A 10,515-nucleotide genomic window follows, 5' to 3' on the forward strand; every position below is an offset into this window, starting at 1 on the left:
GAAGTGAGTTCGCACTCGCTTTACCTCTATAGGGGGTAGGGCGAGTGCCGCTTGCCGTGCCTGGGCAGGCAAGGGCAAACCGTCCCAATGATCTGCATTGGCGAAATGAGACACTTCCTGGCGCGGGTCAGCGTCAGCCACCCCTTTCATGCAGAGAAGCACCGTCCTCGATGTGTTCAGTTTGCAAAATGCGAAAGAATTGACACATATCCTGGCGATCGCGGCAAGGGCAACTGCTATAATTTCGCGAAACTTGCTTGGTGATACTCTTGCGCCGGATTGTCCATCTCCTCCTGCTGTTGTGCTTGCCTTTGTATGGTTTCGCCATGCAAGGCGGCCTTCCGCCTGTTGCCGGTACGGCCTCGCTGGTTCACGAGCTCGAGCATGACAAGGGCATCCACCACCATCACGAAGAGGACGGGTCCGTCCACTATGACGAATCCGATGCGTCCCTCGATCATGCACAGGAACACTCTTCCCCCTCGCAGCCGGCAGGCTTCGGCCTCCCACGCCTGACGGTCCCGCCGGAACAGGCAGTGTCCGAGTCCGGGGCCTACCTTGCCAATGCGGTTCCCGAACCCTTCCTCGACGGACCCCACAGACCTCCTGCTTTCGCCCTCGGCCTTGCTGCCGGGGGCGCGCTGCACGCGTAATCGATCGATTCAAGCGCGACCTGTGTCGCGCCGACGTGCTCGCCCTCGGTGATTCGAATGTCATCCGATGGAGAACACATGCGCACCTGCCGCCTGTCCCTTTACCTTATCGGTGCTGTCCTGGCCCTGCCATGCCGGGTCCTTGCAGCACCGCCCACGCCGGCTGCGACCGGCGCCACCTTACAACAAGCCGTCGAGAGTGCGTGGCGGCGCGCGCCCGCGGCGCGTACGCTCGAAGCCCGGCAGGACGAAGTGCTTGCAGCGCGCGACAATGCCCGTTCCTGGCTCGCTTCCAACCCGACGCTTGGCTTGTCCCAGCGGACAGACCGGGGCGCGCCGGAGCGCGACCAGCGCGAATCGGAGATCTCGCTGGCTTCGTCGATATGGCTGCCAAGCCAGAAGAGCGCCCGCGCAGCACTCGCTGCACGCAGCACTGACGAGCTTACCGCGCACACCGAAGCGACGCGGCTGGCCGTTGCCGGCCTGGTGCGCAATCGCATGTGGGAAGCCGCCGCCGCCCAGGTCAGGCTGGAGGAAAAGCAGGATCACTTGCACCATCTCGAGGGCCTCCGTGACGAGGTACAGCGGCGCGTCAAGGCTGGCGACCTGGCGCGTAGCGATGGACTGCTCGCGCAGCAGGAAGTCCTGGCTGCCCGGATCGAAGTGACGAACGCGCGCACGGCGGCGGCCGAAGCACTCGCGCGCTACCGGGTTACAACGGGCCTCTCGATCCTGCCGGAACTCGAGCCAGAGCCCCTCCACGCTGCGGCTGCGTCAAGCAATCCACGCCTGGCAGCCTCACGGGCCTCCGAACAGCGCGCACGCGCCGCCTTGCGCCTAGCCGCAGCCACCCGCTCGGCGCCGCCCACGATTGCCTTGTCGGTTCGGCGGGAAGACGAAAGACTGCTGCGCGAGCCCGTCAACAGCATCGGTGTCGCACTCCAGATCCCGCTCGGGACCGCCGCCCGCAACCGTACGGTCGAAGCCCAGGCGCACACCGTGATCGCGACGGCAGCGGCGGAGGCGGCCGAAGTGCAAGCTAACCTCGACGCCGATGTCGAGATCGCGAAGGAACGGCTTGCGAACGCCCGCACCGCGCTGGAGACCGCCACCGCACGCGCACGCGCCCTGCACGAGCACACCGCGTTATTCGAGAAGGCGTTTCGCGCCGGTGAGCGTGGGCTTACCGAACTGCTTCGTTCGCGCGCCCTCACCCACGAGGCCGACGTCGGCGTGGCCCAGCAAAAAGTAGCACTCGGGCTCGCGCATGCCCAATTCAACCAGGCCTTAGGAATTCTTCCATGAAATATCTGAACCTGTTATTTGCCGCCATGCTCGCCATGTCGCCGGCATTCGCCAGCCCCGGCGCCCATGGGCCGAACGGTGAACACCTCGATGGTCAGTCCACCACCAGCGGCGCCGCCTCGGCGGTACCACGCATCGAAACTTTTACCGAAGCGTTCGAGCTGCTCGGTCACCTTTCCGGTGGCGAACTGTCGATCCTGATCGACCGCTACGAAACGAACGAACCGGTACTGAACGGCGCACTCGAGGTTCAGTACAAAGACCTCAAGGCAAAAGCGACATTCCATGCCGATCTCGGCGACTACGCCATCGACGATCCGGCCTTCCTTGCGGCGATTTCCAAACCAGGCACGCATGCATTGCTGTTCACACTGATCGCAGGCGACGAGTCCGATCTGCTGGAAGGAACGCTGACCGTCACCCAAGCTGCCGATGACCATGGACATGGGCACCCCCTCGGCCGCCGCTGGCTGGCGGCGGGCGCAGCTGCCGCCGTGGTGGGTGCTGCCGTATTCGTCGTGCGCCGCCGGCGTCGACGCAAGGAAGTTTGATAATGAAAATGATCCAAGGAATTGTTGCCGGCCTTGCCGCCGGCATGTTTGCGACATCCCTATTCGCCTCGCCCGGCGCGCACGGCCCGAACGGCGAGCATCTCGACGACCAAGCAACTGCCACCGTCGGCGGCCTGGCGCGCCTGCCCGATGGCAGCGTCAATGTCCCCAAGCTGGCGCAACGCCGCATGGGCGTGCGCACGCTCATGGCCAAGGAAGGCGAATATGCACGCACCGTCGCGATGAACGGCCGGGCCAGCATCGACCCGAACGCCGGTGGCCGGGTGCAGGCCCCTTTTTCCGGACAGATTGCGCCGGGGCCGAATGGCCTTCCGGTCGCTGGCCAGCGCGTGGTCAAAGGCCAGGTCCTGGCAAGGCTGCGGCCAACAGGCGCCGCCATCGAGCGTGGCAACCAGGCAGCGCAGCTCGCTGAATTGCGGGCGAACCGCGGCCTTCTGGCAAAACGGGTAGAACGCCTCGCCTCGCTCGAAGGCGTGGTGCCTGCCAAGGAAATCGAAGCTGCCCAGGCTGAACTGGCCGCCACCATTGGCCAGGAGCGCGCTGTCGCGGCTTCGATCGGCGGTAGCGAGGCGATCATCGCCCCTGCCAGCGGCATCATTGCCAGTGCATCGGTGCTGAATGGCCAGATTGTCGAGTCGCGCGATGTGCTGTTCGAGATCGTCGATCCGCAACGCATGGTGATCGAAGCCTTGTCCCCGGACGCGGGTATTGCCCGCAAGATCAGCGCAGCAAGCCTCCTTGACGTACCCGATGTGGAACTGACGCTGCTCGGCGGCGGGCGCACCCTGCGCGACGGCGCCGTGCCTATCCATTTCCGTGCGCGCAGCGCCGCACTCGACCTGGCCGTGGGTCAGCCGGTCACCGTCCTGGCCAGGCTCGATACCAAGATCAAGGGCATCGCCCTCCCGGCGGCGGCACTGGCCCGCAACCCGGCCAACGTAACGGTGGTCTGGATCAAGTCCGGCGCCCAGCGCTTCATCCCCCTGCCCGTCGAGGCCACCGCCCTCGATGCCCGCACCGTCATCGTCACCAAAGGGCTCAGCCCCGACAACAGGGTCGTGGTCATCGGAACCTCCCTGATTAATCAAATCAGATAAGCAGACCAGGTGACCATGCATGTTTGATTCAATCGTTCGCTTCAGCCTGCGCAATCGCCTGTTCGTCCTGGCGGCGGCGCTGATGCTGATGGTTTACGGCGCCATGACCGCATGGCGCACTCCGGTCGATGTCTTTCCGGATCTAAACAAGCCAGTCGTCACTGTCCTGACCGAAGCCGGCGGCATGGCCCCCGAAGAGGTAGAGCAGCTGGTGTCATTCCCGATCGAGACCTCGCTCAACGGCATGCCCGGGGTGACACGGGTACGCTCGGCCTCGGGCGTCGGCCTGTCGATCGTGTACGCCGAGTTCGACTGGGGAACCGATATCTACCGCAACCGGCAGCTCGTGTCGGAGCGGATCACCTTGGTCAAGGAACAACTTCCCGGCAGCATATCGCCAGCGATGGGACCCGTGTCTTCGATCATGGGCGAGATCATGCTGATCGCACTACCGATCGACGTCGCCAGGACCGATCCGATGAAGGCGCGCGAGTACGCGGACTTCGTGCTGCGTCCGCGCCTGCTGTCGATTCCCGGCGTATCCCAAGTCATTCCGATCGGAGGCGAGGTCCGCCAGCTGCGGGTCGAGCCGGATACGGCGCGGATGGCGCAGTTCAAGGTGTCGCTGGAACAGGTGACGGCGGCATTGCGCGGATTTGCCGCCAATACCAGCGGCGGTTTCGTCGACCTGAATAACCGCGAGTACCTGATCCGCAACCTGGGCCGCACGAATCGGCTGGAAGACATCCAGGGCCTGGCCGTGGCGTACCGCAACGGCACGCCTGTCCTGCTTGAACAGGTCGCCACAGTACGCTATGCGCCCGCATTCAAGCGCGGCGACGCCGGCCTGAACGGCAAGCCGGCGGTGATCGTCAGCGTCCAGAAGCAGCCCGCCGGCGACACGGTACGCCTGACGCGCGACATCGAGACCGCGCTGGCCGAGCTCAAGCAGGGTCTGCCCGCCGGCATCTCGCAGCCGGTGGTGCTGTTCCGCCAGGCGAACTTCATCGACAACTCCATCGGCAATGTCGTCGACGCCCTGCGCGACGGCGCCATCCTGGTCGCCATCGTGCTGTTCGCTTTCCTGCTCAGTGCCCGTACGACGATCATTTCGCTGGTTGCCATTCCGCTCTCGCTGGCGGTAACGGCGCTCGCATTCCACCTGCTGGGGCAATCGATCAACGTGATGACGCTGGGCGGCCTGGCGATCGCGATCGGCGAGCTGGTCGACGATGCGGTGGTGGACGTGGAGAACATCGTGCGCAGGCTCAAGCAGCGCGGCGCGAACCGCCAGTCCGTGCTGGAAACGATCTGGCAGGCCTCGGTCGAGGTGCGTTCCGGCATCGTCTACGCCACCGTGATCGTGGTGCTCGTGTTCGTCCCCCTGTTCGCCTTGCCCGGCATCGAGGGCCGGCTGTTCGCGCCGCTGGGTATCGCGTACATCGCCTCGATCCTGGCGTCGATGCTGGTGTCCATGACCGTGACCCCGGCCCTGGCCTACTACCTGCTGCCGACAATGAAGCGGCTGCACCGTGGCGACAGTCCGATCGTGCGCCGTCTGAAAGCCTGGGATACCGCGGCGCTGGCCTGGTCGTTTTCCCATATCCGCGGCCTGCTGGCGGCAGCCTTGATCGTGGTCATCGCGGCGGCGGCATCCGTGCCCTTCTTTCCTCGCGCCTTCCTGCCCGCCTTCAACGAAGGCTCGCTGGTGATGGGCATGACCTTCACGCCGGGCACCTCGCTGTCCGAGGCGAACCGCGTGGGCGCGCTGGCCGAAACGCTGATCGCCCAGGTGCCGGAAGTGACGAAGGTCGGGCGTCGCACCGGCCGCGCCGAACTCGATGAACATGCCGAGGGCGTGCACTCGTCCGAGATCGACGTCGACTTGAAGCCATCCGAGCGCTCGCGCGAAGAAATCATGGCGAGCATCCGCGGCCAGCTCTCGGTGATCCCGGCCTCGATCGCGATCGGCCAGCCGATCTCGCACCGGCTCGATCACCTGCTCTCAGGCGTACGCGCGCAGATCGCCCTGAAGATCTATGGCGACGACATCGACACCCTGCGCGGCCTGGCCGACGGACTGCAGGGACGCCTGCGCGCAGTACCGGGCCTGGTCGACCTGTCGGTCGAGCGGCAAGTGCTGATCCCGCAGATCAAGCTGCGCATCGATTACCGCAAGGCCGCGCAGCATGGCCTGGCAGCCGGCGACGTGCTGCAGGCGCTGCAGGCGCTGGCCGAAGGCACGCGCGTGACCCAGGTCATCGACGGCGCGCGGCGTTTTGACCTGGTCGTGCGCCTGTCCGACATCGACCGCTCGCCGCAGGACCTGGCGCGGGTCATGCTCGACACCCCCGCGGGACACATCCCTTTATCAAGCGTTGCCACGGTCGAAGAAGGCGACGGGCCGAACCAGATCGGCCGCGAGAACGGACGCCGGCGCATCGTCGTGTACGCGAACACGGATGGCTCGAACATGTCCCGCATTATCGACGACGTGCGCAGGACGGTCGCCGCCTCCCAGCTCCCGGACGGCTACTTCGTCAGCGTCGAAGGCCAGTTCCAGGCCCAGGAACATGCGCAGCAGCTCATTGCCGGCCTGTCGCTCGCCTCGCTGGCACTGATCTTCCTGGTGCTGTATTCGCGCTACCGGTCGTCGACGCTCGCCCTGGTCATCATGGGCAATATTCCGTTCGCCCTGGTTGGCAGTGTGGCCGCCATGTGGATCGCAGGCGTGCCGCTGTCGGTCGCCTCCATGGTCGGCTTCATTACCCTGGCAGGCATCGCGACCCGCAACGGTATCCTCAAGGTGAGCCACTACATCAATCTTTGCAAGTTCGAGGGCGAGCGCTTTGGCTGGCCGATGATCGTGCGCGGTTCTATCGAACGCCTGACGCCGGTCCTGATGACCGCACTCGTCGCCGCCTTTGCGCTCATGCCGCTGCTGCTGGCAGCCGATGCACCGGGCAAGGAAATCCTGCATCCGGTGGCGGTGGTGATTTTCGGGGGGCTGATCAGTTCCACGCTGCTCGATTCGCTGCTCACGCCGCTCATCTTCTGGAAGGTCGGCCGCCGGCCGCTGGAGCGCTTGCTGGCTGAAAAAGGCGGCGACGCCTATTGAGCTTAGCGTGAAACCCTGGGCCGAGTGGCGGCGCCCATTTTTTTGCCGCCACAGTTTTCTGGAGCATTGCAATGAAAAAGTTCTTCGCAGTTGCAGCCCTCGCGGCTGGTGTCGCCCTGTCGGGTAATGTCCTAGCGCACGGCGCCAAGGCCAAGCACGGTGGCATCGTGCAAAGCGCCGGGGACCTGTCGTTCGAGTTGGTGGCGAAAGACGGCGCCACGACGATTTATGTCGACGACCACGGCAGGGACCTGCCGACCGCAGGCGCAACCGGTTCTCTCACCGTGTTGAAAGGCACGCAAAAGAGCGAACTTCCGCTGGAAGCAGGCGGAAACAACACGCTGACCGTCAAGGGCGACCACAAGCTGAGCCCGGGCAGCAAGGCAGTCGCCGCCATCACGTTCGCGAACAAGAAGACCGTCAGCGTCCGCTTCTCCATCAAGTAGGCGCGGATTCGGTGGCTGCTCTCGCGGTCATCGAAAACATCCTGGGTCGAGGTTCCATGCATAGCGAACCGAGGGATAGACGATGAAGTGGCTTATCACGAAGTATCTGCTCACCGCGGCGGTCGTCGTGCTGGTGTCGGAGCTTGCGAAGCGGAGCGATCGCTTTGGCGGATTCGTCGCAGCCATGCCGATGATCACATTACTGACGCTGGTATGGCTGCATATCGAAAACCAGCCGGAAGCGAAGCTCGCCAATCATGCGTGGTACACCTTCTGGTATGTGGTGCCGACCCTGCCGATGTTTCTGGGGTTTCCGTGGCTGCTGAACCGTTTCGGGTTCTGGTGGCCCCTCGGCTCCTGCGCACTGATCACGATGGCTTGTTTTGGAGCGTTTGCCCTAGTGGTGAAACGTTTCGGCATTACTCTTTTTAAAGTCTCGTACTTCGGCCGCGGCTCGGCGTGGATCCAAGGGCGCTACTGCGAGATGTGGCGAGTTCCACTACCGCGCAGCGCCTTTCGGCGCGGCCGCCTCGCATCAGCGGGCCTTCAAGGACTTCAGGTACTCCCGCACCTCGGCTTCGCGCCCTTCGCCCACCAGCTGCGCCGGCGTCTTGCCGCCGAGCGCAGGCAGCACCCGGTTCATCCAGTCATTGGCGGCATCGTCCGTGCCCACGATGGCGCGCACTTCGTGCATTACCGTGTAATACGCCTGGGCCTTGCGCGACTGCTGTTCGAAGCGCGCGCGCAAGGCGGCCATGGCGTCGGGATGGAGTCGTTCGTCGTTCGCCATGCTGTCCTCGATCGAAAAAAAAGACATCATACCCGCGCCAATCGTCTTCAGGCCGGATTCGGCGGCCTGATGCCGTCTCCCGCACCGGGCGCCTGCTGCAGGCCGGCCGGCGGCGCCGGCTTGAGCTTGACCCACAGCACCGCCAGCGCCGCGCACAGCATCAGCGCGCCCGCCAGCCGGATCACGTTCTCCGGGTTGCCGCCCAGCCCGGCCTCGTAGTACAGCGGCAGGGTCAGGATCTGGATGATCATCGGGATCACGATGAACATGTTGAAGATGCCCATGTAGATCCCGGTGCGCTCGGGCGGAATGCAGCCGGCCAGCATCACATAAGGATTGCCCATGATGCTGGCCCAGGCCATTCCGATACCGATCATCGGCAGGAACAGCAGCGCCGGCTCGCGGATCATCGGAATCGACAGCATGCAGAGCCCGGCCAGGCCCAGGCACGCGCTGTGCATGCGCCTGGCGCCGAAGCGGCGCGTGAACGGCACCAGCGCGAACGCGGCGATGAAGGCGATGAAGTTATAGAAGGCGCCGACCTGCCCGTTCAGCAGGTTGGCGTCGCGGAAGCCCTGGCTGGCCGGGTCGGTCGTGCCATACAGGGTCTGCGCCAGCGACAGCATGATGTACTGCCAGTAGCAGAACATCGCATACCACTGGAACAGCTTCATCAAGGCCAGGCGGCGCATCGGGTCCGGCATCTCGCGCAAGGCCAGGACGATGTCGGCCAGCACGGTCTTGACGCCGGGACGCTGGGCGCGCATGCGCGCCAGCGCCGCTTCATCGAGCGGCAATTCGGGGCTGGTCTTGACCGACCACAGCACGCTCGCGATCGACATGAGGGCGCCGATCATGAAGGCGGCCACCACCACCTGCGGGATGTGGCTGTCGTTGGTCGCATCCTTGTCCATCCCGAACCACACCAGCAGCGAGGGTGTCAGGTAGGCCAGGGTCTGGCCCAGTCCCGTGAACGCGCTCTGGGTCAGGAAGCCCAGCGAATGCTGGGGCGGCGCCAGCTTGTCGCTCACGAAGGCGCGGTAGGGCTCCATGGTCACGTTGTTGGCGGCGTCCAGGATCCACAGCAGGCTGGCGGCCATCCACAGCGTGGGGCTGAACGGCATGGCCAGCAGGCCCAGGCTGCACAGCAGCGCGCCGACCAGGAAATAAGGCGTGCGCCGTCCCCAGCGGGTGACGGTGCGGTCGCTCATGGCGCCGACGATGGGCTGGACCACCAGGCCGGTGACCGGGCCGGCCAGCCACAGCAGCGGCAGGCTGGCCTCGTCCGCGCCCAGGTATTTGTAGATCGGGCTCATGCTGCTCTGCTGGAGCCCGAAGCTGAACTGGATGCCGAAGAAGCCGACATTCATATTGACGATCTGCCAGAACGACAGGCGGGGCTGATGGGTCATGCCACGTTCTCCTCGGGGCGGAGCCACTCCGCTCGCCACGGCGCGTACCAGGCGGGATCGGCCGGCACCGCGCCACGGATTGCGCAGATCGCGGCGGCGAAGGCATTCGCCCGCGCCAGCGTCGCGGCCAGCTCCCAGCCGCGCAGGCGGCCCAGCAGAAACACGGCCGAGAAGGCGTCGCCCGCGCCGACGGTGTCGACCAGGGCGGGACAGGCGGCGGGAGCGGCCTCGAGACGCTCGCCATCGGCGCCGAACCAGGCGGCGCCTCGCGCCCCTAGCGTGAGCACCACGCCGCCCAGGCTGAATTCGGCGATCAGGTCGGCGCAGGCGGGCGCCGCTTCATCAGGGTTCATGCCGGCGCGGCCGAGTGCGGCAAGCACCCACAGCAGTTCCTCGTCGTTGAGCTTGAGGATGTCGGCCTCGCGCATCGAGGCCAGCACCCGCTCGGCGCTCACCTGCCCACTGCGCAGGTTGAGGTCGAGAAAGCGCGGCGCCGCGCTGGCGGCCAGCAGGCTGCCGAGGGCGGCCTGCGACACCGGGCCGCGCTGCGCCAGGGTGCCGAAATACAGCATGGCGGGCGTGCAGGCGCGCAGGCTGGCCAGCAGCGCTCCGGCATCGATATGGTCATAGGCCTGCTCTGGCAGGATCGTGAAGCGGTGCGTCCCGCCCTCCTGCTCCACCAGCACGCGGCCGGTGGGGCGCAGCGCGTCCACCTGGATGCCGTCTTCGCGCATGCCGAAGCGCGCCGCCTGCGCGCGCACCGCGGCGCCGTTGGCGTCGGCGCCGATGCGGGTCAGCATCAGCGGCGCCGCCCCGAACGCGGCCAGGTGGCGCGCGACGTTGAATGGTGCGCCGCCGACGACCTGGCTGGCGCCGAAGTCGTCGACCAGCGCTTCGCCGAACACGGCGATGCTTGTGCTGTCTTGTCTCATGGTTCTCGTTCTTATCGTGTCGGCAAATAAAGTCTAGCGCTCGAGCCAGCGCATGCTCCAGGGCGCCAGCTCCAGTTCCTCAGGATATCCCGGCCAGTCGCCGGCGCCCAGCGCCGCCAGCGGCTGTTTCAGGCAACGCTCGGAAAAATTGAACAGGGCCAGGAAACGCTCGCCGCGCGCCAGCGCCAGC

Annotated in this window: 9 protein-coding genes and 1 pseudogene; 6 read left to right on the forward strand and 4 right to left on the reverse strand. The window is 65.6% G+C overall.

Annotated elements, in window-relative coordinates; translation table 11 throughout:
- Positions 1–236: 236 nt before the first annotated feature.
- Complete coding sequence (locus V7778_RS09175) at positions 237–461, reverse strand: hypothetical protein (protein ID WP_335554213.1); 225 nt, start codon at positions 459–461, stop codon at positions 237–239.
- A 270-nt stretch (positions 462–731) separates the two neighbouring features.
- On the opposite strand from V7778_RS09175, the gene V7778_RS09180 reads away from it, so the two are divergent.
- From V7778_RS09180 to V7778_RS09205, 6 genes and pseudogenes are all read left to right on the forward strand, one after another.
- The gene (locus V7778_RS09180) at positions 732–1,958 is read left to right on the forward strand and encodes a TolC family protein (RefSeq protein ID WP_335554215.1); all 1,227 of its coding nucleotides are present in this window, start codon (positions 732–734) and stop codon (positions 1,956–1,958) included.
- Positions 1,955–2,509 (forward strand): hypothetical protein, encoded by a 555-nt coding sequence (locus tag V7778_RS09185; RefSeq protein ID WP_335554218.1) that lies wholly within the window; start codon positions 1,955–1,957, stop codon positions 2,507–2,509. The genes V7778_RS09180 and V7778_RS09185 overlap by 4 nt, the downstream gene beginning before the upstream one ends.
- A gap of 2 nt (positions 2,510–2,511) precedes the next feature.
- Positions 2,512–3,627 carry an efflux RND transporter periplasmic adaptor subunit gene (locus V7778_RS09190; protein ID WP_335554221.1) on the forward strand — a complete coding sequence of 372 codons (1,116 nt, stop codon included), beginning with the start codon at positions 2,512–2,514 and terminating at the stop codon, positions 3,625–3,627.
- Positions 3,628–3,646: 19 nt separating this feature from the next.
- Entirely contained in the window at positions 3,647–6,745 is a 3,099-nt protein-coding gene (locus V7778_RS09195; RefSeq protein ID WP_335554224.1) for an efflux RND transporter permease subunit, read from the forward strand.
- A 71-nt stretch (positions 6,746–6,816) separates the two neighbouring features.
- Positions 6,817–7,191 (forward strand): hypothetical protein, encoded by a 375-nt coding sequence (locus V7778_RS09200; RefSeq protein ID WP_335554227.1) that lies wholly within the window; start codon positions 6,817–6,819, stop codon positions 7,189–7,191.
- Between the two features lie 82 nt (positions 7,192–7,273).
- Positions 7,274–7,606: pseudogene (locus V7778_RS09205) on the forward strand (DUF3147 family protein); the annotation flags it as partial.
- A gap of 120 nt (positions 7,607–7,726) precedes the next feature.
- Here the strand turns inward: V7778_RS09205 and V7778_RS09210 are convergent.
- Genes V7778_RS09210 through V7778_RS09220 form a run of 3 tightly spaced genes read right to left on the reverse strand, consistent with a single transcriptional unit; the run spans position 7,727 to position 10,325 of the window.
- Positions 7,727–8,011, reverse strand: a complete 285-nt coding sequence (locus tag V7778_RS09210; RefSeq protein ID WP_335554230.1) for an MbcA/ParS/Xre antitoxin family protein — start codon at positions 8,009–8,011, stop codon at positions 7,727–7,729.
- A gap of 17 nt (positions 8,012–8,028) precedes the next feature.
- Positions 8,029–9,393: an MFS transporter gene (locus V7778_RS09215; RefSeq protein ID WP_335554233.1), complete on the reverse strand. Its 1,365-nt coding sequence runs from the start codon at positions 9,391–9,393 to the stop codon at positions 8,029–8,031.
- Complete coding sequence (locus V7778_RS09220) at positions 9,390–10,325, reverse strand: PfkB family carbohydrate kinase (protein ID WP_335554236.1); 936 nt, start codon at positions 10,323–10,325, stop codon at positions 9,390–9,392. The genes V7778_RS09215 and V7778_RS09220 overlap by 4 nt, the downstream gene beginning before the upstream one ends.
- Positions 10,326–10,515 lie beyond the last annotated feature (190 nt).

The organism is Massilia sp. DD77 (genome assembly GCF_036961685.1).
Classification (GTDB): domain Bacteria; phylum Pseudomonadota; class Gammaproteobacteria; order Burkholderiales; family Burkholderiaceae_D; genus Telluria.

Coding starts and splice junctions, on each gene's coding strand:
- V7778_RS09175 (WP_335554213.1), bottom strand. CDS start 461: ATGATCGAGGGACGCATCGGATTCGTCATAGTGGACGGACCCGTCCTC.
- V7778_RS09180 (WP_335554215.1), top strand. CDS start 732: ATGCGCACCTGCCGCCTGTCCCTTTACCTTATCGGTGCTGTCCTGGCC.
- V7778_RS09185 (WP_335554218.1), top strand. CDS start 1,955: ATGAAATATCTGAACCTGTTATTTGCCGCCATGCTCGCCATGTCGCCG.
- V7778_RS09190 (WP_335554221.1), top strand. CDS start 2,512: ATGAAAATGATCCAAGGAATTGTTGCCGGCCTTGCCGCCGGCATGTTT.
- V7778_RS09195 (WP_335554224.1), top strand. CDS start 3,647: ATGTTTGATTCAATCGTTCGCTTCAGCCTGCGCAATCGCCTGTTCGTC.
- V7778_RS09200 (WP_335554227.1), top strand. CDS start 6,817: ATGAAAAAGTTCTTCGCAGTTGCAGCCCTCGCGGCTGGTGTCGCCCTG.
- V7778_RS09210 (WP_335554230.1), bottom strand. CDS start 8,011: ATGATGTCTTTTTTTTCGATCGAGGACAGCATGGCGAACGACGAACGA.
- V7778_RS09215 (WP_335554233.1), bottom strand. CDS start 9,393: ATGACCCATCAGCCCCGCCTGTCGTTCTGGCAGATCGTCAATATGAAT.
- V7778_RS09220 (WP_335554236.1), bottom strand. CDS start 10,325: ATGAGACAAGACAGCACAAGCATCGCCGTGTTCGGCGAAGCGCTGGTC.